Here is a 20661-nt window from a genome sequence, read left to right as displayed (position 1 = left end):
CCGAGAGCAGGCGCCGGGCCGAGGCCCTACGCGCCGCCGGCGCCCTGCCGGCCCGCCGTGTACTCCTCCATGGAGTGGTTGAAGCGGGCCAGCAGGGCGCAGAACGCCTGCTGCTCCTCGCGCGGCCAGTCGGCGACCAGCCGGCGGGTCAACTCGGTTCTCCCGGCCCGGACTTCGGCCAGCCGGCCGGCGCCGAGCGGGGTCAGCGCGAGCCGGACGGCGCGCCGGTCGGCCGGGTCCTGCACCCGGCCGACCAGGCCGGCCGCGACCAGCGGGGCGACCTGCCGGGTGACGGTGGAGGAGTCGACACCCAGCGCGTCGGCCAGCGCCTTGACGTTGGCGGGGCCGAGGCGCTCCAGTCGTTCGAGCAGCAGGTAGGCGGCCCGGACCAGGGCGGCCACCCCGTCGGATCCGCGGACCTGTTCCATGCGGCGGGCGAACAGCGCCAGCTGGTACTGGAGTTGGGTGTGCACGGGGTCGGTGAGGTCGGTGGCCTGGGGCGAGGTCGTCGTCATCGCGGCTCACGATCGTCGTGCGGTGAGGAAGGCTCAGGAGCAGCAGAGTACGCGGGCCGGGCGGGCCCGGGAACAGGGCCGACGTCCCCGGACCGCGTGTCGCGACGGCCAGGGCGTCGCACGCCCGGCGGGAATCGTCAGACACGCCCTAGGCTGCTGTCATGCACAGCTGGCCGATCACCCTCGATGATGTCCGCGGCGCCCAGAAGATGCTCGCCGGGGTCGCCCGGGTGACGCCGATGGAGGGCAGCCGCCACCTCTCCGCGCTGGTCGGCGCGCCGGTCCACCTGAAGTGCGAGAACCTCCAGCGCACCGGCTCGTTCAAGCTGCGCGGGGCGTATGTGCGGATCGCGGGCCTCTCCCCGGTGCAGCGGGCCGGCGGGGTGGTCGCGGCGAGTGCCGGGAACCACGCCCAGGGGGTGGCGCTGGCGGCGGCGCTGCTCGGGGTGCGCTCGACGGTCTTCATGCCGGTGTCCGCGCCGCTGCCGAAGATCGCGGCGACCCGGGAGTACGGCGCCGAGGTGCGGCTGCACGGGGCGACCGTCGACGAGGCGCTGCAGGCGGCGCAGCGGTACGCGGAGGCGGGCGGCGCGGTGTTCATCCACCCGTTCGACCACCGGGACGTCGTGATCGGGCAGGCCACCGTCGGGCTGGAGATCCTGGAGCAGTGCCCCGAGGTGCGGACCGTGCTGGTCGGGGTGGGCGGCGGCGGCCTGCTGGCCGGGATCGCGGCGGCGGTCAAGCCGCTGCGGCCGGACGTGCGGGTGATCGGGGTGCAGGCGGCGGCCGCGGCCGCGTACCCGCCCTCGCTGGCGGCGGGGCACCCGGTCACGCTGGAGCGGTTCGCCACGATGGCGGACGGGATCATGGTCGGCCGGCCGGGGGACGTCCCGTTCGAGATCGTCAACACCCTGGCGGACGGTGTCCGGACGGTCTCCGAGGACTCGCTGTCCCGGGCCCTGCTGCTCGGCCTCGAACGGCTGAAGCTGGTGGTGGAGCCGGCCGGGGCGGCCCCGGTCGCGGCGCTGCTGGAGCAGCCGGACTCCTTCGAGGGGCCGGTGGTGGCGGTGCTGTCCGGCGGCAACATCGACCCGCAGCTGATGCAGCGGGTGCTGCGGCACGGCCTGGCGGCGGCCGGCCGGTACCTCTCGCTGCGGGTGCGGCTGGCCGACCGGCCGGGCGCGCTGGCGGGCCTGCTCGCGGTGCTGACCAGGGTGGACGCCAATGTCCTGGACGTGGCGCACGTACGGGTGGATCCGCAGCTGGGGCTGACCGAGGTGGAGGTGGACCTGCACCTGGAGACCAAGGGGCCGGAGCACTGCGCGGTGGTGCTCGGCGAGCTGCGGGGCGCGGGGTACGTGGTCAGCCGGTAGGGGGCCGGCGCCCGGGAGCGCAGCCGGGAGCGCGCCCGGTCCTTGACGCGATATATCGCGGATGCCAAACTCGCGATACATCGCGTTCTGTCGCCGCGGCGGCGGGAACGAGTCGCTTGCCTGCCCGCATTGGGGGCAAAGTAGGACAGACCGCGCAGTTCCGCCCGTTCCTCCGAGGAGATGAGGCAGGCCCATGGCGCCAGCCATCCAAGCCGAGAACCTGGTCAAGACCTTCGGTGACGTACGAGCCCTGGACGGCGTCAGCCTCGACGTCCCCGAGGGCGCGGTGCTCGGGCTGCTCGGCCCGAACGGCGCCGGCAAGACCACCACCGTGCGCGTCCTCACCACCCTGCTCCAGCCCGACTCCGGCCGCGCGACGGTGGCCGGCGTCGACGTCCTCAAGCACCCGAACCGGGTCCGCAGCCTGATCGGCCTCTCCGGCCAGTACGCCGCGGTCGACGAGTACCTCACCGGCTTCGAGAACCTCCAGATGGTCGGCGAGCTGTACCAGATGCCCGCCCGCGCGGCGAAGGCCCGGGCGCTCGAACTGCTGGAGTGGTTCAACCTCACCGAGGCCAAGGACCGTACCGCCAAGACCTACTCCGGCGGCATGCGCCGGCGCCTCGACCTCGCCGCCGCCCTGGTCGTCCGCCCGCCGGTGATGTTCCTGGACGAGCCCACCACCGGCCTCGACCCGCGCAACCGGCTCGCCCTGTGGGAGGTCATCGAGACCCTGGTCGAACAGGGCACCACGCTGCTGCTCACCACCCAGTACCTGGAGGAGGCGGACCGCCTCGCCCACGACATCGCCGTGGTCGACCACGGCAAGGTGATCGCGCGCGGCACCGCCGACCAGCTCAAGGCGCAGATCGGCGGCGAGCGGATCGAGGTCGTGGTGCAGCGGCCCGATCTGGTCGGCGAGGCGGTCGCGGCGCTCTCCTCCTACGCGATCGGCGAGCCGGCGGTGGAGCGCAACACCCGGCGGATCACCGTCCCGGTCAGCGGCGGCGCCCGGGTGCTCGCCGACGTGATCCGCGAGCTGGACTCCCGCTCGATCGGGATCGACGACATCGGCCTGCGCAGGCCGACCCTGGACGACGTCTTCCTCTCGCTCACCGGCCACCACACCGAGGCCGAGGGCGAGGAGGGCGCCGCCGGGGGCAAGGGGCGCGGGCGGGGCGGCGGCGCCGGCGCCGGCAAGCAGGCCGTTGCGGCCGGGAAGGAGCGCTGAGATGGCCACCGCGACCGAGCACGCCATCGGCGGGGCGGTACCCGTGCAGCGCCGGGGCGCCGACGCCGTCCTGCACGACTCCTGGGTGGTCGCCAGGCGCAACCTGCGCCGGACGACCCGCATACCCGAGATCGTGGTGTTCGGCCTCATGCAGCCGGTCATGTTCGTGCTGCTGTTCTCGTACGTCATGGGTGGCGCGATCAGGATCCCCGGCGCGCAGTCCAGCTCCTCGGCGTACATCCAGTACCTGATGGCGGGCATCTTCGCCCAGACCGTCACCTTCGCGGTGGCCGGCGCCTCGGCGGGCATCGCCGAGGACATGTCCAAGGGCCTGGTCGACCGGTTCCGCTCGCTGCCGATGGCCCGCTCGGCAGTGCTGGTCGGCCGCACCCTGGCCGACCTGTGCCAGACCGCGTTCACCCTGGTGGTGCTGGCCCTGGTGGCGCTGCTGGTCGGCTGGCGGATCCACGAGGGGCTGCTGTCCGCACTGGGCGCGTTCGGGCTGCTGCTCCTGCTCGGCTACGCCTTCTCCTGGATCGGCGCGCTGATCGGCCTCTCGGTGCGCAGCCCGGAGGCGGCCACCTCGGCCGGGCTGATCTGGCTCTTCCCGCTGACCTTCATCTCGAACGCCTTCGTACCGGTCAGCTCGATGCCGGGCTGGCTGCAGGCGATCGCCTACTGGAACCCGTTCAGCGCCACCGTGCAGGCCTGCCGCAACCTGTTCGGCAACCAGGTGGGCCCGGTGGACGACGTGTGGCCGATGCAGCACGCCGAGCTGGTGTCGGTGCTCTGGTCGGTGGTGATCACCGCGGTGTTCTCCTGGCTGTCGGTGCGCAAGTACCGCTCCTCCACCCGCTGAGCCGGCCCCGGGTGCGCGAAGGGCGGCCGTGGCGCGACGCCGCGGCCGCCCTTCGCGTGGGCGGGGGTGGGATCAGCCGGAGTAGGGCTTGACCTCGATGATCCTGACCATGGCCTGCTTGCCGTTCGGCAGCTCGTAGGTCGCCTCGTCGCCGATCGTCTTGGCGTCGATCGCGCGGCCGAGCGGCGACTGCGGCGAGTAGATGTCCAGGTCGTCGTCGCCGACCTCGCGCGAGCCCAGCAGGAACCTCATGGTGTCGTCCTCGTCGCCGTCGAAGGCGACCGTGACGACCATGCCCGGAGCCACCACGCCCGAGTCCGCCGGGGCCTCGCCGACCTTGGCCCGCTCCAGGATCTGGGTGAGCTGGCGGATCCGCAGCTCGTACTTGCCCTGCTCCTCCTTGGCGGCGTGGTAGCCGGCGTTCTCCTTGAGGTCACCCTCCTCCCGCGCGGCCTCGATCTTCTGCGCGATCTCGATCCGCCAGGGGCCGGTCAGGTGATCCAGCTCGGCCTTGAGCTGGTCGTAGCCGGACTGAGTGAGCCAGGTCACGTTCTCGCTGGTCTGGGTCACGGGTGCTCCTCGTAGGTGCTGGGGCTGTGCTGAGGGTGTGAGTCGTCAGCGTGTCGGGTGATGCCGATATCGGTCTTAACTACAAAGCAACGCCCGCTCCCGTACCAGCTGGTGCGGAAGGGGCGAAACCACGAGCCTAACAACTCCCGCCGACAAGCGGGAGGGTGGTTGGCGCGCCATTGACGACAGCGTTGCGCCAAGGTGTACAGGATCGGCGGGCTGGACTCCTCTACGGATGCCCGTTCTCCTGCGCGAATATGCCTGGCGTGCCGTTACCTGGGCGTACAGTCCAGCAGCTCGGCGGTGGTGCCGCGGGCGGTGGTCCGCAGGCTCACCACGGCGTCGTACTCGGAGCCCTCCGCCGGGACGGGGAAGTCGGCCACCCCGACCACCGCGCCGTCCTCGCCCTGCGAGCGGACGGTGCAGCTGCCGGCCGTGCCGTCGCTCTTGCGCACCGCCAGGTGCAGTTGGAGCTCGGTGTCGGAGAGCGCCTGGAAGGTCGGCACGGCGCCGTTGATCTTCGTCTCGCGGATCAGGTAGGAGCCGCCCAGCCAGACGATCAGGCCCAGCATCAGCACCCCGCAGCCCGCGCCGACGACCTTGAGGCGGCGGTCGCTCTCGCGGTCGCCGCGCCGCCCGTAGCGGTCCTCGGGCAGCTGCGGGGGCCGGATGCCAGCGCTCATGGGGCTCAGTCCTCTCGTGGGGAGGGGGCCGCGCGGGTGGTGCGGGGGAATGCGGTGCTCCTCCAGTCCGTCACTATAGGAGGGGCACGCCCGCGGCCGGTCCGGCGGGGGCGGGCTCGGCCGTGTCGGCGCCCCGCGCGGCGGCCGGCCCTGCGGTGACGCGGCCCCGAGAGCGGCTCGGACGGTGGGCAGACCGGCTTGCGCGGTACGCCCGGACATTTTGTGGAAGGAACGCACGCGTTGACTGAGCAGTTGCGACTGATGGCGGTGCACGCCCACCCGGACGACGAGTCCAGCAAGGGCGCGGCGACCATGGCCATGTACGTCGACCATGGGGTGGACGTGCTGGTGGCCACCTGCACCGGGGGGGAACGCGGTTCGGTCCTCAACCCGAAGCTGCAGGGCAAGCCGGAGATCGAGGAGAACATCCACGAGGTCCGGCGCAAGGAGATGGACGAGGCCCGCGCGATCCTCGGGATCAAGCAGGCCTGGCTGGGCTTCGTGGACTCGGGCCTGCCGGAGGGCGACCCGCTGCCCCCGCTTCCCGAGGGCTGCTTCGCCCTGCAGGACGTCAAGGAGGCGGCCGAACCGCTGGTCCGCCTGATCCGGGAGTTCAAGCCGCAGGTCATCACGACCTACGACGAGAACGGCGGCTACCCGCACCCCGACCACATCATGACCCACAAGATCACCATGCTGGCCTTCGACGCCGCCGGGGACCCCGACGCGTACCCGGAGGCCGGCGAGCCCTGGCAGCCGCTGAAGCTGTACTACAACCACGGCTTCCCGATGGGCCGGATCCGCGCCCTGCACAAGTACCTCTCCGAGAACGGCCACGAGTCCCCCTACGGCGAGTGGATCGCCGGCTGGGAGAAGAGCGGCCGCGCGGAGCGCGAGATCACCACCCGGGTCCGCTGCGACGACTGGTTCGAGACCCGGGACCGCGCGCTGATCGCGCACGCCACCCAGATCGACCCGGACGGCCCGTGGTTCCGCGTCCCGCTGGAGGTGCAGCGCGAGGTGTGGCCCACCGAGGACTACGAGCTCGCCCGTACCCTGGTCGACGTGGACCTGCCGGAGGACGACCTGTTCGCCGGCCTGCGTGCCCCCAGCCTGACGGCCGAGTCGGCCGACACGCGGGACTGAAGCACCCCCCGACGGCCCGGCTCCCCGTGAGCCGGGCCACCATAGAGATATGAGTGCCCCCGTGAACCTCACCCACCTGGCCGTCCAGCTCGCCGTCGACGACGCCAAGGTCACCCCCGGCCTGCTGGGCTTCCTCGTCTTCGCCGCCCTCGGCGTGGCCACCTGGTTCCTGGCCAAGTCGATGAACAAGCAGTTCAAGCGGGTGGACTTCGCCGAGGAGCCGGAGTCCCCGAAGGAGTGAGACCGCGCCCCCCGCAGCGCGCCGATGCGCAAGGATGGGGGCATGCCGAACCGTCTCGCGGACGCGACCTCGCCGTACCTGCAGCAGCACGCCGAGAACCCGGTCGACTGGTGGCCCTGGGGCCCCGAGGCCTTCGCAGAGGCAGCCCGGCGGGACGTACCCGTGCTGCTCTCGGTCGGGTACGCGGCGTGTCATTGGTGCCATGTGATGGCGCACGAGTCCTTCGAGGACGGGGGGACGGCGGAGTACCTCAACGAGCGGTTCGTCGCGGTCAAGGTCGACCGGGAGGAGCGGCCGGACGTCGACGCCGTGTACATGGAGGCCGTGCAGGCGGCGACGGGGCAGGGCGGCTGGCCGATGACCGTCTTCCTGACCCCCGGCAAGGAGCCGTTCTACTTCGGCACGTACTTCCCGTCCGAGCCCCGGCACGGCATGCCGTCGTTCCGGCAGGTGCTGGAGGGCGTCCACGCCGCCTGGCGGGACCGGCGCGAGGAGGTCGGTGAGGTCGCCGCCCGGATCCGGGCGGACCTGGCCGAGCGGGGCTCCGTCTACGCGGTCGGCAGCGGGGTGCACCAGCCGCCCGGGGAGGCCGATCTGCACCAGGCGCTGGTCACGCTCAGCCGTGACTTCGACCCGCGGCACGGGGGCTTCGGCGGGGCGCCCAAGTTCCCGCCCGCCATGGCGATCGAGTTCCTGCTGCGCCACCACGCCCGGACCGGCTCGCAGGCCGCGCTGGAGATGGCCGCCCGCACCGGCGAGGCGATGGCCCGCGGCGGCATCCACGACCAGCTCGGCGGCGGCTTCGCCCGGTACGCGGTGGACGCCGGCTGGGTGGTCCCGCACTTCGAGAAGATGCTCTACGACAACGCGCTGCTGCTGCGCGCGTACCTGCACCTGTGGCGGGCGACCGGCTCCCCGCTGGCCCGCCGGGTCGCGCTCGCCACCGCGGACTTCCTGCTGCGCGAACTGCGCACCCCCGAGGGCGGGTTCGCCTCCGCGCTGGACGCCGACAGCCTCGACGAGGAGACCGGGGCCACCGCCGAGGGCGCCTACTACGTCTGGGAGCCGGGCCAGTTGGTCGACCTGCTCGGCCCCGCCGACGCCGCCACCGCCGCCCGGCTGTTCTCCGTCACCGCCGACGGCACCTTCGAGCACGGCACCTCCGTCCTCCAGCTCCTCGCCGACCCCGAGGACGCCGCCGAGTACGAGGCGATCCGCGAGCGCATGCTGGCGGCCCGCGCGGCCCGTCCGGCGCCCGCCCGGGACGACAAGGTGGTCGCCGCCTGGAACGGCCTCGCCGTCGCCGCCCTCGCCGAGACCGGCGCCCTGCTGGAGCGCCCCGACCTCGTCCGGGCCGCCGAGCGCGCCGCCGACCTGCTGCTCGCCGTCCACCTCACCCCGGAGGGCCGGCTGCTGCGCACCTCCCGGGACGGCCGCCCCGGCGCCAACGCGGGTGTGCTGGAGGACTACGCCGACACCGCCGAGGGCTTCCTCGCGCTGTACGCCGTCACCGGCGAGGCCGAGTGGCTCCAGCTGGCCGGCGGTCTGCTCGACACCGTGCTCAAGCACTTCGCCGACGAGGAGAGCGGCGCGCTGTACGACACCGCCGACGACGCCGAGGAGCTGATCCGGCGCCCGCAGGACCCGACCGACAACGCGACCCCGTCCGGCTGGACCGCCGCCGCGGCCGCGCTGCTCACGTACGCCGCGTACACCGGCTCGGCCCGCCACCGGACCGCCGCCGAGCGTGCGCTCGGCATCGTCGGGGCGCTCGCCTCGCGCGCGCCGCGGTTCGTCGGCTGGGGCCTGGCCGCCGCCGAGGCGCTGGCCGACGGCCCCCGGGAGGTCGCGGTGATCGGCCCGGCCGGCGACCCCCGGACGGCCGCGCTGCACCGGACCGCGCTGCTGGGCACCGCGCCCGGCGCCGTGGTCGCCTTCGGCGAGCCGGGCGCCGGCAGCGACGAGGTCCCGCTGCTCGCCGGCCGGCCGCTGGTCGACGGCGCGCCCGCCGCGTACGTCTGCCGGCACTTCACCTGCGACGCCCCGACCACCGACCCGGCGGCCCTCGCCGAGCGGCTGGGGGCGTCCGCGGCCGGGTGAAAACCGGTGGGCGGCGGCGGTGCGGCGGGGGAGGATGGGGCATGCCCTGGACCCTCAGCACCTCCCTGGACGACTTCCGCACCCAGGCCGGCGGCTTCCTCGCCGCGAACCCGGCCGAGAACACCGTGCTGCTCACGATCACCGACCGGCTGGCGGTGCGCGGCCTGCGGTACTACGGCGACGGCGCGCCCCTGTTCGGCTGGTGGCGCCCCGAGCCGGACGCGCCGGTCGCGGGGGTGTTCCTGCAGACCCCGCCGTTCGCCCCGAGGCTGGGGCTGATGCCCGAGCGGGCGGCGGCCGAGCTGGCCGTCGAACTCGCAGGCGCCCGGGCCGGGTTCACCGCCCTCGCCGGGGTCGGCGGCGGGGTGGCGGCGGTGCGGGCGTTCGGTGAGGCGTGGGCCGGCGCCACCGGGACCACCGGGACCGTCAAGACCAATGAGCGCCTCTACCGGCTCGGCGAGCTGACCGACCCGCCGCGCCCGCCGGCCGGCCGCCCCCGGCTCGCCGGGGCGGGCGACCGCGAGCTGCTGATCCGCTGGTTCGACGCGTTCGCGGCCGAGGTGGACATCCGGATCCCCGACACCGCGATGGTGGTCGACGACCGGACCGCCGACGGCCGGCTGCACCTGTGGGAGGACGAGACCGGACGGCCGGTCGCGGTGGCCGGGGCCAGCGCGGTCGTCGCCGGGATGTCCCGCATCGGCCCGGTGTACACGCCGCGCGAGGCCCGCGGCCGCGGTTACGCCAGCGGCGTCACGGCCGCCGCCTCGGCCGCCGCCCTCGCCGACGGGGCCGAGGAGGTGCTGCTCCACACGGACCTCGCCAATCCGACCAGCAACTCGATCTACCAGCAGATCGGCTACCGGCCGGTGGGGGACTGCCTGGAGCTGGCCTTCGGCGACTGACGGCGGCGGGCGCCCGGGGCGCTACTCCCAGTCCCAGCCGATGCCCAGGATGCAGGGCCCGACGGCGGTGGCGACCAGATGGACGCAGTGGTGGCCGTCGAGGGTCAACTCCTCGCTCTCGTGGGGCTTCTCGGCGGGTGAGCGGCGCGCGAAGCGGTGGCAGCGGACGGGCAGTGCGGCCGGGTGGAAGGTGATCTGGAGGACGTACTGCCCGGCGCCCGCGTGGAAGCCGCGGAGGTACTCGCAGCTGGGCTCGGGCGCCGGGGCGTCGTCGAAGCCGTAGCCGAGCAGGTGGGTGTCGCCCGCGCGCAGCCGCCGGTCCAGCAGGAGTTCGGCGATCAGCAGGTCGTGGGCCTGGTCGCGGCGGACGCGGCCGGGCCGGCAGTTCTCCTCGGCGCGGACGCCGACCCGGGTGATGTCGCTGCCGGGGTCGCCCTGGTGGATGGCGAGGTAGCGGTCGATGCCGTCGCGGTGGGCGCGCAGGGCGTGCTGGGAGTCGCGGCGCCGGAGCCGGCGGTCGGCGCCGATCCGGATCCGCTCGATGTGGGTGATGGTGTGCAGCCCGCTGTCGCGCGGGCCGGCCAGCTCGGCGAGCAGGTCGTCGACCGCGGTGGGCGGGGTGATGAGGTCGCGGTAGGGGCGGACGGGTGGACCGGCGGGGGCGGCGGGGGCGGCGCGCCGGGGGCCGAGCAGCCGGGTGAGGGAGTGCGCGGGGAGCTCCAGGACCCGCTCCAACTCCCGGACGGCGCGCAGTGATTCGGGCCGTTCGGGGCGGCGGTGGCCCTGCTGCCAGTAGCTGAGGCTGGTGACCCCGATGTGGACGCCGCGCAGCGCGAGGTGGTCGCGGATGCGGTGCAGGGCGAGGCCGCGGGCGGCGATGGCGGTGCGCAGGGCGAGGTCGAAGGGGCCGGTGCGCAGCGCGGTGACGAGGTCGGGCTGGTCGGTCCGCTGCATGCGGCCTCCTCGGGGAGCGGGGCGGCGCGGCCCGGCGCGGACCGGTGCGGTGGGCCCGGTCGGTCGTGAATATTCACACGGGGAGGGGGGTTTGTCACCGGTCCCGACGTTTCCGGGCGGGGGTTTCGGGGCCGGCGTTCACAGCGGGTCGGGCCCGTTCACACCCGGACGGGCGGGGGCCGAGGGGCGTTGACCGGCCATGTCGACGGCGCGATGCTCGGTGGCGCGATCCGGACCGCACCCCCACGACTCCGACTCCTCTGCCTGTCGCAAGGAGGCCATCCCCCATGTCCGTTCCCCGGATACGTCTGCGCCGCGCCGTCTCGGTGCTCGCGCTCGGCGTCCTCGGCCCGGCGCTCAGCGTCGCGGCCGTCACCCCGGCCCAGGCCGCCCCCATGGCCCAGGCCGCCCCCATGGCCGCCGGCCCCCAGCAGGGGGCGCGGCCCGCCGGTGCCACGGCCGGCCTGGCCGGCACGTCCAGGACGCTCGACATCACCATGCAGCAGCAACAGCAGACCAACTGGTGCTGGGCGGCGAGCGGCAACACCATCGCCACCTGGTACGGCTACACCTACAGCCAGAACCAGTTCTGCAACGCCGCGTTCGGCCGTTCGAGCAGCTCCGGCTGCCCCAACAGCCAGGCCACGCTGGGCGATGTGCAGAACGGCCTGAGCCGGATCGGCATCAATCCGGGCTCCTACGTCACCGGCTATCTGCGCTACAGCACGGTGCAGACCGAGGTGAACGCCGACCGGCCGGTCGAGACCCGGATCCAGTGGAGCTCCGGCGGCGGCCACATGCACGTCCTGTACGGCTACGACACCGGCAGCAACTGGGTCTACTGGGGCGACCCGTGGCCGTCCAACTACCGCTACAACTGGGCGGACTACACCTACTACGTGTCCAACGGCACGTTCTCCTGGACCCACTCCCTGTACCGGATCGGCGCGTGAGGGGCGACATGAGCAGCAGCATGCGCAAGGCCGCGGTGGTCCGCGGCGCGGCGGGCGTCCTGCTCGCCGCCGGTCTGGGGCTGGCCCTCGCGCCGGCCGCGTCCGCCGCCGGTCCGTCCGGTGCGGCCGGTCCGTCCGGTTCCGCCGGGGTGCCCGAGCCGGTGCCCGCCGCCGAGCTGGCCCAGGCCCGCAGCGCGGTGCGGAGCCCGGCCGTGCTCGACCAGGTGGGCCGCTTCTTCGCCCGCGACGGCCTCCCGCCGACCGCCCGGCTCGCGCCGGGGGCGGCCGACGGCGCGGCGGCCGCCACCACGCCCCGGCTGGCCGGGGACACCGTGCCGGTGTACACGCTGGACGCCGCCTTCGTGTCCGGCACACCGGGCGCACCGGTGGCCCGGGCCGAGTTCGCCGCGAGCCGGGTGGTCGCGGCTGACGGCCGGGTCGCCTCGGTCTGGACGGTGAAGCAGGGCGACGGCTGGCGGGTCGTCAACATCGCCACCGGCGGCGACGAGGGCGACTACGCCGCGCGGGCGGCGGACGGCGGCGGCGGGACGGCGTTCCGCGAGCCGCAGATCAACGCCTGGTACGTGCTGCGGGACGGCCGGGTGCTGCCGCTGGACGAGGAGGCGCGCCGCTCGGTGGGCGAGGCCGGGGTGAGCCTGGCCGCGTACCAGGGCCTGGTCCGGCAGCGGTACGGCGACAAGCTGCCCGGCTCGGCGTACGACCGGGCGGGCCGGGGCGGTGGCTACGAGCCCGGCGCCCCGCAGGCGGCGGGCGGCGGCACGCTGCCCGCCGTGACGGCGGCCGCGGCCCTGGGCGCCACCGCGCTCGCGGGCGCGGGCGTGGCCCTGCGGCGGCGGGTGCGGGCGGGCGGATAGCGGGGGCGGGGGCCCGGTGCGGCGACCGGGCCCCCGCCGTCGTCCGGTCCCGCCGTGGTGCGCTCCCGCCGTGGTGCGGTCCCTACAGGCCGGCGAACCCGTCCTCCAGGATCGCGAAGGTGCGGTCGACCAGCTCGGCGATGTCCTCGGCGCCCTCGGACCCGGCCCACTGCAGCACGGCCTCGGTGGTGGCCCCGGCGAGCGCGGCGGCGGCGATCCGCATCGCGAAGGTCGGCTCCTGGACGCCGGCCCGCCGGGTCAGCACGGTGAGGTAGAGCTGCCGGGGGTCGTTGGCGCCGTCCAGCATCCGGGCGCGCAGCGACGGGACCTCCCTGACCAGCCGCATCCGGACGAGCAGTTCCTCGCGCTCGTGCTCCAGCAGGTACCGGATCATCCCTATGAGGGCCTCCCGGCAGGAGCGCAGAAACGGTTCGTCGGAGGGCCGGGCGAGCAGCGCGTCGATCATCGCCGGGTCGTACTCGTCGGTGAGGACGAGGTCCTCCTTGGTGGCGAAGTACCGGAAGAAGGTGGACGGGGAGACCTCGGCGGCGGCCGCGATCTGGTCCACCGTGGTGTTCTCGTACCCCTGTGCGGCGATCAGCCGGTACGCCTCGCGCCGGATGGTCTGGCGGGTCTTCAGCTTCTTCCGCTCGCGCAGCGACAGCGGCGCCTCCAGCATCGCCTGGATCGGATTGCCAGGTCCTGCCGGAGGTGCCGCTGCCGGCCGCGTTGCGTTCATGTCTTCGATTATCCGTGATCGGCCGCAGGCATCGCGGCGGCCCCGGCGGCCCCGGATGCCCCGGTGCTCCCGCTGGCAGGTCCGGCCGGACCGGCCGGCTCGGCGGCGGGCATCCGCAGCGCGACCAGCACCGCCGACAGCACCGCGATCGCCCCGGAGACCAGCAGCACCACCGTCATCCCGTGCACGTACGCGCTGTGCGCGGAGACGGCCAGCGCCGGATCGCCGGCCGCGGCGGCGACCGCGTCGGCGGCGACCACCGACCCCCCGGCCTGCTCGGCCGCGCCCGCCGCCAGCCCGCCGGTGTCCAGCGCGCCCCGGTAGGCGTTGGCGAGCAGGCTGCCGAAGACGGCCACCCCGACGGCCCCGCCGACCTGGCGGAAGGTCTGCAGCAGACCCGAGCCGACACCGGCCCGGGCGGGCGGCAGCGTGAGCAGCGCGGTGGCCTGCGCGGTGATGAGGGACAGGCCCATGCCGACGCCGAGCAGGGTGAGCCAGCCGGCGGCGAGGCCGTAGCCGTCCGAGACCTCCGTCCGGCTGCCGACGAGCAGGGCGGCGGCCAGCAGGGCCAGCCCGAGGGCGATCACCGTCCGGGGGCTGGTCCGGGCGACCAGCTTGTCGCTGAGCCGGGCGGCCACCATCAGGCCGAGCATCATCGGCATCAGCCGCAGACCGGTGCCGAAGGCGTCCGCGCCGAGGACGCTCTGGAAGTACAGCGGGAGCACGAAGAAGGCGCCGAACAGGACCAGGGACACCAGCGTCGCGGCCACCGTCGACCAGCGGAAGGCGGCGTCGGCGAGCAGTGACAGGTCGAGCATCGGGTCGCGCCGGCGCCGGCTGCGCAGGACCAGCAGGGTGAGCGCGACCAGCGCGCCGCCCACGGTGCCGAGCACCAGCGGGTCGGTCCAGCCGCGCTCGGGGCTCTCGATGATGCCGTAGGTGAGCGCGGCCAGCCCGCCGGCGCCGAGCAGGGTGGCGGGCACGTCGATCGGGGGCGCGGCGGGGTTGCGGGTCTCCGGCAGCAGGACGGCGCAGGCGGTGATGCCGATCGCCACCATCGGCAGGTTGATCGCGAAGATCGCGCCCCACCAGTAGTGCTGGAGGATGAAGCCGCCGATCAGCGGGCCGAGCGGGGTGCCGACGGCCAGCGCCGCGGCCAGGATCGCGGTGGCGCGCCGCTGCTCGCCGGGCGGGAAGAGGCCGGGGATCACCGCCATGGACATCGGCATCACCAGCGCGCCGGCCAGGCCCATCGCGGCGCGGGCGGCGGTCAGCGTGGCGGGGCTGTCGGCCAGCATGCCGACCGCCGAGGCGAGGCCGAACAGGGCGAGGCCCAGGGTGAGCGTGAAGCGGCGGCCGAAGCGGTCGCCGATCAGTCCGGCCGGGAGCATCACGGCGGCGAAGACCACGGTGTAGGAGTCGACGATCCACTGCTGCTGCCCGGTGGTGGCCCGGAGCTGTGAGGCCAGCGTGGGCAGGGCGACGTTCAGGACCGTCATGTCGAGGCTGATCACGAGGACGCTCAGCGCGACCGCGACGAGCGCGAGCCAGCGCCGTGGGTCCGGGCCGGGCGAGGCCGCCCCGTCCTCGGTGGGCGCAGTGGGCGGAGTGGGCACGGGGAACCTCCGGAGACCGTGAAGGTAGTCGGTGTCAAATGACAGTAACTCCCAAAAGATGGTCGCCGTCAATGTCAGAGGCCCGCCGGTGTCGTCACGCTCCGTGATGTGTCCTGGAAGTGCGCGTTCCGCACGGGGAATTGACGCAACGTTGATCTGTCGTTCGCCGCTTTCCGGCCACTGCGGGTGACTGTCGGTAGATACGATGTGGCCGTCGGTCAGTGCGGACCGGTGCGTGCCGAGAGCGGAGAAGGGGTGGGGCGGCAGGGGCCGACCACAAGCCCGGCGCAGGAAGGAGAAGCCGTCATGGCCGTTCGGGAGTCGGGTGCCCAGATCTGGGGTGCCGCAGTGGTGGTGGGCTCGGCGCTGGCCGTGGTCGCGGCCTATCTGATCCATGGCGCCGCGCTGGTGCTGGTGGTCGCCGGGGTCGAGGTGCTGCTGCTGATGGTCTACGTGGGCCGTCGCTGGCGGCTGCTCCATCAGGCGCCCGCGCCGCAGCGACGGCCGGCGCCGGGCGGGCACCGCACGGCCAACGGCACGGTGGACGCCGCGCACTGTGAGCGCTGCCGCCGGGCCCGGGAGGCGATCGACGCGCGCCAGGCCGGGCGGCCGGTCCGTGGCCAGCACACCCATGAGCGCTTCGACCGGTTGCGCGGCGAGCGCCGGTACGACGGTCCGCACGAGCGGGCGCCGCACGAGCGCGCACCGCACGACCGGGTTCACGAGCACCCGGTCCGGGAGTGGACGGCCGAACGGGCGGCCGTCCGGTCGCACGACCGGTCGACCGCCCGTCACGGGGCGCCGGGCTCAGCCGGCCGCGCTGTAGGCCACCAGTGAGACCCCGATGTACTGCGCGATGAAGGCCCCGAGGGTGAAGGCGTGGAACACCTCGTGGAAGCCGAACCAGTGCGGTGACGGGTTCGGCCGCTTGAGTCCGTACACCACGCCGCCGATGCTGTAGAGCACGCCGCCGACGATCATCAGGACCAGGACCGCGACGCCGCCGGCGCGCAGGAAGTCCGGCAGGAAGAACGCGGCGGCCCAGCCCAGCGCGAGGTAGATCGGCGTGTAGAGCCAGCGCGGCGCGCCGACCCAGAAGACCCGGAAGGCTATCCCCGCCAGTGCGCCGCCCCAGACCGCCCAGAGCAGCACCTTCCGGTCGGTGCCGTCCAGCAGCAGGACGGTGAACGGGGTGTAGGTCCCCGCGATGATCAGGAAGATGTTCGCGTGGTCCAGCCGGCGCAGGATCGCGTCGCCGCGCGGCCCCCAGTGGAAGCGGTGGTAGATCGCGCTGACTCCGAAGAGCAGCCAGGCGCTGACGGAGTAGATCGCGCACGCGATCCTCGCGGGCCCCGGTTCGGCCAGGAGGATCAGCGCGATCCCGGCGGCCACCGTGGCGGGGAACATTCCTGCGTGCAGCCAGCCGCGCCACTTCGGCTTGCTCTCGGCACGCTCCGTGCTCTCCAGGAGCTCAGCAGTCATGAGCCGCATGCTACCCGCTACCTACGGATCCGTAGGTTACTGATCCGTAGGAAGTGGCGCTCATCACGACTTGGACGTTTTGGAGTATTCGGAGGGGGGTCGGTGGGCCTCCGGTGGCGCCGAAGGTCCAGTCCTACTGGCTGGTAATCATCCGTACTGTAGTAAAAGATGCGTCAACTCTGCCGTTATGCCCCATGGGGGCCGGGAGTCCGGAGCTACGCTGCAAGCACCCTCAACCCCCGCTACGCCGTCTCCCCGCCGGGATGGCGTGAAACGGAGCGATCGTGTCGAACGAGAACTCGGCTGCTCTCAGCGCCGCGCCCACCCGCCACCAGCGTCTGCTGGCGTGGGTGGACGAGATCGCGGAGCTCACCCAGCCGGACCGCGTCGAATGGTGCGACGGTTCCGAGGAGGAGTACCAGCGCCTCGCGGACCTGCTCGTCGCCCAGGGCACTTTCAAGAAGCTCAACGAGGACAAGCGACCCAACTCCTACTACGCCGCCTCGGACCCCTCGGACGTGGCGCGCGTGGAGGACCGCACCTTCATCTGCTCCGAGCAGGAGAAGGACGCCGGCCCGACCAACCACTGGAAGGCTCCCGCCGAGATGCGCGAGATCTTCCAGGGCGAGCAGGGCCTGTTCCGCGGCGCCATGAAGGGCCGCACCATGTACGTCGTGCCGTTCTCGATGGGCCCGGTCGGCTCCCCGCTGGCCGCCTACGGCGTCGAGATCACCGACTCCGCCTACGTCGCCGTGTCGATGCGCGTGATGACCCGCATGGGCCGGGCCGTGCTCGACCAGCTCGGCGAGGACGGCGACTTCGTCAAGGCCGTGCACACCGTCGGCGCCCCGCTCGCCGAGGGTCAGGCGGACGTGCCGTGGCCGTGCAACACCACCAAGTACATCTCGCACTTCCCGGAGGGCCGGGAGATCTGGTCCTTCGGCTCCGGCTACGGCGGCAACGCCCTGCTCGGCAAGAAGTGCTACGCGCTGCGCATCGCCTCGACCATGGCCCGCGACGAGGGCTGGCTGGCCGAGCACATGCTCATCCTGAAGCTCACCCCGCCGGCGGGCCCGGCGGGCGAGGCGGAGCCCAAGTACGTCGCCGCCGCCTTCCCGTCCGCCTGCGGCAAGACCAACCTGGCGATGCTCCAGCCCACCATCCCGGGCTGGAAGGTCGAGACGATCGGCGACGACATCGCCTGGATGCGCTTCGGCGCCGACGGCCGCCTGTACGCCATCAACCCCGAGGCGGGCTTCTTCGGCGTCGCCCCCGGCACCGGCGTGGACACCAACGCCAACGCGATCGACACCCTCTGGGGCAACACCGTCTTCACCAACGTCGCGCTCACCGACGACGGTGACGTCTGGTGGGAGGGCCTCACCGACGAGAAGCCGGCCCACCTGACCGACTGGCGCGGCAACGACTGGACGCCGGAGTCCGCGACCCCGGCCGCCCACCCGAACGCCCGCTTCGCCGTCCCGGCCGCGCAGTGCCCGACCATCGCCCCCGAGTGGGAGGACCCGGCGGGTGTGCCGATCTCGGCCATCCTGTTCGGCGGCCGCCGGGCCACCGCCGTCCCGCTGGTGACGGAGTCCTTCGACTGGCAGCACGGCGTCTTCCTCGGCGCCAACATCGCCTCCGAGAAGACCGCCGCCGCCGAGGGCACCGTCGGCGAGCTGCGCCGCGACCCGTTCGCGATGCTGCCGTTCTGCGGCTACAACATGGGTGACTACTTCGCCCACTGGCTGAAGGTCGGCGCCGAGGCGGACGCCGAGAAGCTGCCGAAGATCTACTACGTGAACTGGTTCCGCAAGAACGCCGACGGCCAGTTCGTCTGGCCGGGCTACGGCGAGAACAGCCGCGTGCTGAAGTGGGTCGTCGAGCGCCTGGAGGGCACCGGCGAGGGCGTCGAGACCCCGATCGGCGTGCTGCCGACCGTCGAGGGCTTCGACCTGAACGGGCTGGAGCTGTCGAAGGAGGACCTCGACCTGCTCTTCACCGTCGACGCCGACATCTGGCGTCAGGAGGCCGCGCTCGTCCCGGCCCACCTGGAGATGTTCGGTGAGCACACGCCCACCGCGCTGTGGGACGAGTACCGAGACCTGGTCGCCCGCCTCGGCTGAGCCTGAGCCTCAGCAGGAGCGGTAGACAGGCCGGCGCGCTGCACGAACCGCGCACCGGCAAGCGACAGGACGGCCGGAGCCCCGACGGACGATCTTTCCCCGACCAAGGAGATCGCCCGACCGGGACTCCGGCCGTAGCGCTTCCCCCCGGCCCCTCAGGGCTGGGTGTAGCCGCTCAGGAACAGGCCGATCCGGGTGACCGCGTCGGTGATGTCCTCCGCGCGCGGCAGGGTGACCAGCCGGAAGTGGTCCGGCTCGGGCCAGTTGAAGCCGGTGCCCTGGACCAGCAGGATCCGCTCGGCCCGCAGCAGGTCGAGCACCATCCGGGCGTCGTCCTTGATCTTGAAGACCTTCGGGTCCAGCCGGGGGAAGGCGTACAGCGCGCCCTTGGGCTTCACGCAGCTGACCCCGGGGATCTCGTTGAGCAGCCGGTACGCCGCGTCCCGGGACTCCAGCAGCCGGCCCCCGGGCAGGACCAGGTCCTTGATCGACTGGCGTCCGCCGAGCGCCGCGGCCACCGCGTGCTGGGCCGGCATGTTGGCGCACAGCCGCATCGAGGCGAGCACGTTCAGGCCCTCGACGTAGCTGCGGGCCCGGGAGCGGTCGCCGGAGAGCACCATCCAGCCGGAGCGGAAGCCCGCCACCCGGTAGGACTTGGACAGGCCGTTGAAGGTGACGCAGAACAGGTCGGGCGCCAGGCTGGCCAGCGGGACGTGCTCGGCGTCGTCGTAGAGGATCTTGTCGTAGATCTCGTCCGCGTAGATCACCAGCCGGTGGCGCCGGGCGATCCCGGCCAGCCCCTCCAGCACCTCGCGCGGATAGACCGCGCCGGTCGGGTTGTTGGGGTTGATGACCACCAGCGCCCTGGTCCGGTCGGTGACCTTGGCCTCGATGTCGGCGAGGTCCGGGTACCACTCGGACTGCTCGTCGCAGCGGTAGTGGACGGCGGTGCCGCCGGCCAGCGAGACGGAGGCGGTCCACAGCGGGTAGTCCGGGGCCGGGACGAGCACCTCGTCGCCGTCGTCCAGCAGGGCGGTCATCGCCAGCTGGATCAGTTCGGAGACGCCGTTGCCGAGGAAGACGTCGTCGACCGTCAGGCTCTCCAGGCCGCGCTCCTCGTAGTGCATCACCACGGCGCGGCGCGCGGAGAGCAGGCCCTTGGAGTCGCCGTAGCCGTGCGCGGTGGAGAGGTTGCGCAGGATGTCCTGGAGGATCTCGGGCGGCGCGTCGAAGCCGAACAGCGCGGGATTGCCGGTGTTGAGCTTCAGGATGCGGTGGCCCTGTTCCTCCAGCCGCATCGCCTCGTCGAGCACCGGACCGCGGATGTCGTAGCAGACATTGGCGAGCTTGCTGGACTGGATGACCTGCATGCCTGCCTACTTTAGGGGTACGAACGGGCGGTCCGGCGCGTGTCGTGGGACACCCGTCGGACCGCCCGGACGCTACCGTTCCGCTCCGCCTTCGATCAGGAGGCGGATGCCTCAGCTCGCCTTCCAGATCAGCGGCTGGGTGTCCAGAACGCTGCCGAAGACGAGGAACTGCGGCGGGGTGCCGTCCGGAACGAGATAGACGGCACACTGCTGCTGGCTCTGGCCGTCGTTCAGGACGCCCGGGCTCTTGCCGGTGTCGCACTGCGGGATCGACTTCAGGACGGTCGGGGCGGGCAGGATGCCGCTGCCCTTGGCGTCGGCCTGCACCTTGAACCGCATCATGAAGTACTCGTCCTGCAGCGGAGTGCCGGTCCGGTTGGTGAAGTTGACCGTCACGTAATAAGGGGTCATGCCCGCGGTGTCGGCCGGCTTGAACTTGTACGGCGCGATCTCGGCGGCGGTGCCCTTGACCACCGAGACCGGGGTGACGTCGGCCTTGGTCCTGCCCAGGTAGCTGCCCGTCGCGGTGAACGGCAGCGGGGTGTCGAAGGTGACCTTGCTGTTGCCGCCGCTGGCCCCGCCGATCGGGTTGCCGCTGGTCGCCGCGGACGGGAGCGGGGCGGCGGTCGCGCCGCCGCCGCCGCTCGCTCCGCCGCCCGTACCGCCCGCCGGGGCGGAGGTCGGGGCGCCGGTCGGGGTGGCACCGGTCGGGGCCGTGGTCGGGGTGCCGGCGGAGGTGGGAGCCGTGGTCGGGGCGGCGACGACCGCCGGGTCGTCGTTCTCCGGTCCGCAGGCGGTCAGTGCCAGCGCCAGCGCGGCGACCGGGACCGCCGCGCGCAGAGTGCTCCGAAGCTTCGTCAAGGTGTCTCTCCCCCGTGGATGATGTGGTCGGTGCGGCACCCGGGTTCCGCGGTGCCGTCAGT

General features: G+C 73.2%; 20 protein-coding genes. 11 read left to right on the top strand and 9 right to left on the bottom strand.

The features are described 5' to 3' along the window. Positions 1 to 26 precede the first annotated feature (26 nt). Positions 27 to 515, bottom strand: a complete 489-nt coding sequence (locus tag ACFCLZ_RS16500; protein WP_380285652.1) for a MarR family winged helix-turn-helix transcriptional regulator — start codon at positions 513 to 515, stop codon at positions 27 to 29. Positions 516 to 676: 161 nt separating this feature from the next. Here ACFCLZ_RS16500 and ilvA point away from each other — a divergent pair, with 161 nt between their 5' ends. The 3 genes from ilvA to ACFCLZ_RS16485 all read left to right on the top strand — a co-directional run bounded on the left by ilvA (position 677) and on the right by ACFCLZ_RS16485 (position 3978). Next, positions 677 to 1888, top strand: coding sequence for a threonine ammonia-lyase (ilvA, locus tag ACFCLZ_RS16495; protein ID WP_380285651.1), 1212 nt, complete (start codon positions 677 to 679; stop codon positions 1886 to 1888). A 193-nt stretch (positions 1889 to 2081) separates the two neighbouring features. After that, entirely contained in the window at positions 2082 to 3119 is a 1038-nt protein-coding gene (locus tag ACFCLZ_RS16490) for an ATP-binding cassette domain-containing protein (protein WP_380285650.1), read from the top strand. Position 3120: 1 nt separating this feature from the next. Further along, positions 3121 to 3978 (top strand): ABC transporter permease, encoded by an 858-nt coding sequence (locus tag ACFCLZ_RS16485; protein WP_380285649.1) that lies wholly within the window; start codon positions 3121 to 3123, stop codon positions 3976 to 3978. A 72-nt stretch (positions 3979 to 4050) separates the two neighbouring features. Here ACFCLZ_RS16485 and greA read toward each other — a convergent pair whose 3' ends face one another. Continuing rightward, entirely contained in the window at positions 4051 to 4548 is a 498-nt protein-coding gene (gene greA / locus ACFCLZ_RS16480; RefSeq protein ID WP_380285648.1) for a transcription elongation factor GreA, read from the bottom strand. Positions 4549 to 4820: 272 nt separating this feature from the next. Beyond that, positions 4821 to 5231, bottom strand: coding sequence for a DUF4307 domain-containing protein (locus tag ACFCLZ_RS16475; RefSeq protein ID WP_380285647.1), 411 nt, complete (start codon positions 5229 to 5231; stop codon positions 4821 to 4823). A gap of 240 nt (positions 5232 to 5471) precedes the next feature. On the opposite strand from ACFCLZ_RS16475, the gene mca reads away from it, so the two are divergent. The 4 genes from mca to ACFCLZ_RS16455 are packed head-to-tail and all read left to right on the top strand — an operon-like array spanning position 5472 to position 9623. Further along, entirely contained in the window at positions 5472 to 6377 is a 906-nt protein-coding gene (gene mca, locus ACFCLZ_RS16470; RefSeq protein ID WP_380285646.1) for a mycothiol conjugate amidase Mca, read from the top strand. 49 nt (positions 6378 to 6426) lie between these two features. After that, positions 6427 to 6618 carry a hypothetical protein gene (locus ACFCLZ_RS16465; RefSeq protein ID WP_380285645.1) on the top strand — a complete coding sequence of 64 codons (192 nt, stop codon included), beginning with the start codon at positions 6427 to 6429 and terminating at the stop codon, positions 6616 to 6618. 42 nt (positions 6619 to 6660) lie between these two features. After that, complete coding sequence (locus ACFCLZ_RS16460; protein WP_380285644.1) at positions 6661 to 8718, top strand: thioredoxin domain-containing protein; 2058 nt, start codon at positions 6661 to 6663, stop codon at positions 8716 to 8718. A 41-nt stretch (positions 8719 to 8759) separates the two neighbouring features. Continuing rightward, on the top strand, positions 8760 to 9623 hold the full coding sequence (locus tag ACFCLZ_RS16455) for a GNAT family N-acetyltransferase (RefSeq protein WP_380285643.1): 864 nt from the start codon (positions 8760 to 8762) through the stop codon (positions 9621 to 9623). Between the two features lie 21 nt (positions 9624 to 9644). Here ACFCLZ_RS16455 and ACFCLZ_RS16450 read toward each other — a convergent pair whose 3' ends face one another. Next, on the bottom strand, positions 9645 to 10577 hold the full coding sequence (locus ACFCLZ_RS16450; protein ID WP_380285642.1) for a hypothetical protein: 933 nt from the start codon (positions 10575 to 10577) through the stop codon (positions 9645 to 9647). A gap of 287 nt (positions 10578 to 10864) precedes the next feature. On the opposite strand from ACFCLZ_RS16450, the gene ACFCLZ_RS16445 reads away from it, so the two are divergent. Next, on the top strand, positions 10865 to 11530 hold the full coding sequence (locus ACFCLZ_RS16445; protein ID WP_380285641.1) for a papain-like cysteine protease family protein: 666 nt from the start codon (positions 10865 to 10867) through the stop codon (positions 11528 to 11530). 8 nt (positions 11531 to 11538) lie between these two features. After that, positions 11539 to 12405, top strand: a complete 867-nt coding sequence (locus ACFCLZ_RS16440; protein WP_380285640.1) for a hypothetical protein — start codon at positions 11539 to 11541, stop codon at positions 12403 to 12405. Positions 12406 to 12487: 82 nt separating this feature from the next. On the opposite strand, the gene ACFCLZ_RS16435 is transcribed toward ACFCLZ_RS16440, so the two are convergent. Next, complete coding sequence (locus ACFCLZ_RS16435) at positions 12488 to 13084, bottom strand: TetR family transcriptional regulator (protein ID WP_380285639.1); 597 nt, start codon at positions 13082 to 13084, stop codon at positions 12488 to 12490. 68 nt (positions 13085 to 13152) lie between these two features. After that, a complete protein-coding gene (locus ACFCLZ_RS16430) occupies positions 13153 to 14760 on the bottom strand; it encodes an MFS transporter (RefSeq protein ID WP_380285638.1) in 1608 nt (535 codons plus the stop codon). Positions 14761 to 15066: 306 nt separating this feature from the next. Between ACFCLZ_RS16430 and ACFCLZ_RS16425 the strand changes: the two genes are divergently transcribed. After that, on the top strand, positions 15067 to 15597 hold the full coding sequence (locus ACFCLZ_RS16425) for a hypothetical protein (RefSeq protein ID WP_380285637.1): 531 nt from the start codon (positions 15067 to 15069) through the stop codon (positions 15595 to 15597). On the opposite strand, the gene ACFCLZ_RS16420 is transcribed toward ACFCLZ_RS16425, so the two are convergent. Beyond that, the gene (locus ACFCLZ_RS16420) at positions 15568 to 16242 is read right to left on the bottom strand and encodes a hemolysin III family protein (RefSeq protein WP_380285636.1); all 675 of its coding nucleotides are present in this window, start codon (positions 16240 to 16242) and stop codon (positions 15568 to 15570) included. The two genes, ACFCLZ_RS16425 and ACFCLZ_RS16420, sit on opposite strands and share 30 nt — an antisense overlap. A gap of 284 nt (positions 16243 to 16526) precedes the next feature. On the opposite strand from ACFCLZ_RS16420, the gene ACFCLZ_RS16415 reads away from it, so the two are divergent. Further along, positions 16527 to 18368, top strand: coding sequence for a phosphoenolpyruvate carboxykinase (GTP) (locus ACFCLZ_RS16415; protein WP_380285635.1), 1842 nt, complete (start codon positions 16527 to 16529; stop codon positions 18366 to 18368). A gap of 155 nt (positions 18369 to 18523) precedes the next feature. Here the strand turns inward: ACFCLZ_RS16415 and ACFCLZ_RS16410 are convergent, their stop codons facing one another. After that, positions 18524 to 19738, bottom strand: coding sequence for a pyridoxal phosphate-dependent aminotransferase (locus tag ACFCLZ_RS16410; RefSeq protein WP_380285634.1), 1215 nt, complete (start codon positions 19736 to 19738; stop codon positions 18524 to 18526). A gap of 111 nt (positions 19739 to 19849) precedes the next feature. After that, entirely contained in the window at positions 19850 to 20599 is a 750-nt protein-coding gene (locus ACFCLZ_RS16405) for a hypothetical protein (RefSeq protein WP_380285633.1), read from the bottom strand. Positions 20600 to 20661: the final 62 nt, after the last annotated feature.

The sequence above is a fragment of the Kitasatospora purpeofusca genome, from assembly GCF_042691725.1.
Lineage (GTDB): Bacteria > Actinomycetota > Actinomycetes > Streptomycetales > Streptomycetaceae > Kitasatospora > Kitasatospora purpeofusca_B.
Note: the sequence above shows the minus strand (reverse complement) of the source record. Positions and strands in the feature narration are given on the sequence as shown.

Bases quoted from the DNA above. Each gene is read 5' to 3' on its own strand.
- ACFCLZ_RS16500 (WP_380285652.1), bottom strand. From the start codon at position 515: ATGACGACGACCTCGCCCCAGGCCACCGACCTCACCGACCCCGTGCAC.
- ilvA (WP_380285651.1), top strand. From the start codon at position 677: ATGCACAGCTGGCCGATCACCCTCGATGATGTCCGCGGCGCCCAGAAG.
- ACFCLZ_RS16490 (WP_380285650.1), top strand. From the start codon at position 2,082: ATGGCGCCAGCCATCCAAGCCGAGAACCTGGTCAAGACCTTCGGTGAC.
- ACFCLZ_RS16485 (WP_380285649.1), top strand. From the start codon at position 3,121: ATGGCCACCGCGACCGAGCACGCCATCGGCGGGGCGGTACCCGTGCAG.
- ACFCLZ_RS16475 (WP_380285647.1), bottom strand. From the start codon at position 5,231: ATGAGCGCTGGCATCCGGCCCCCGCAGCTGCCCGAGGACCGCTACGGG.
- ACFCLZ_RS16465 (WP_380285645.1), top strand. From the start codon at position 6,427: ATGAGTGCCCCCGTGAACCTCACCCACCTGGCCGTCCAGCTCGCCGTC.
- ACFCLZ_RS16460 (WP_380285644.1), top strand. From the start codon at position 6,661: ATGCCGAACCGTCTCGCGGACGCGACCTCGCCGTACCTGCAGCAGCAC.
- ACFCLZ_RS16455 (WP_380285643.1), top strand. From the start codon at position 8,760: ATGCCCTGGACCCTCAGCACCTCCCTGGACGACTTCCGCACCCAGGCC.
- ACFCLZ_RS16450 (WP_380285642.1), bottom strand. From the start codon at position 10,577: ATGCAGCGGACCGACCAGCCCGACCTCGTCACCGCGCTGCGCACCGGC.
- ACFCLZ_RS16445 (WP_380285641.1), top strand. From the start codon at position 10,865: ATGTCCGTTCCCCGGATACGTCTGCGCCGCGCCGTCTCGGTGCTCGCG.
- ACFCLZ_RS16440 (WP_380285640.1), top strand. From the start codon at position 11,539: ATGAGCAGCAGCATGCGCAAGGCCGCGGTGGTCCGCGGCGCGGCGGGC.
- ACFCLZ_RS16435 (WP_380285639.1), bottom strand. From the start codon at position 13,084: ATGCTGGAGGCGCCGCTGTCGCTGCGCGAGCGGAAGAAGCTGAAGACC.
- ACFCLZ_RS16425 (WP_380285637.1), top strand. From the start codon at position 15,067: ATGGCCGTTCGGGAGTCGGGTGCCCAGATCTGGGGTGCCGCAGTGGTG.
- ACFCLZ_RS16420 (WP_380285636.1), bottom strand. From the start codon at position 16,242: ATGACTGCTGAGCTCCTGGAGAGCACGGAGCGTGCCGAGAGCAAGCCG.
- ACFCLZ_RS16410 (WP_380285634.1), bottom strand. From the start codon at position 19,738: ATGCAGGTCATCCAGTCCAGCAAGCTCGCCAATGTCTGCTACGACATC.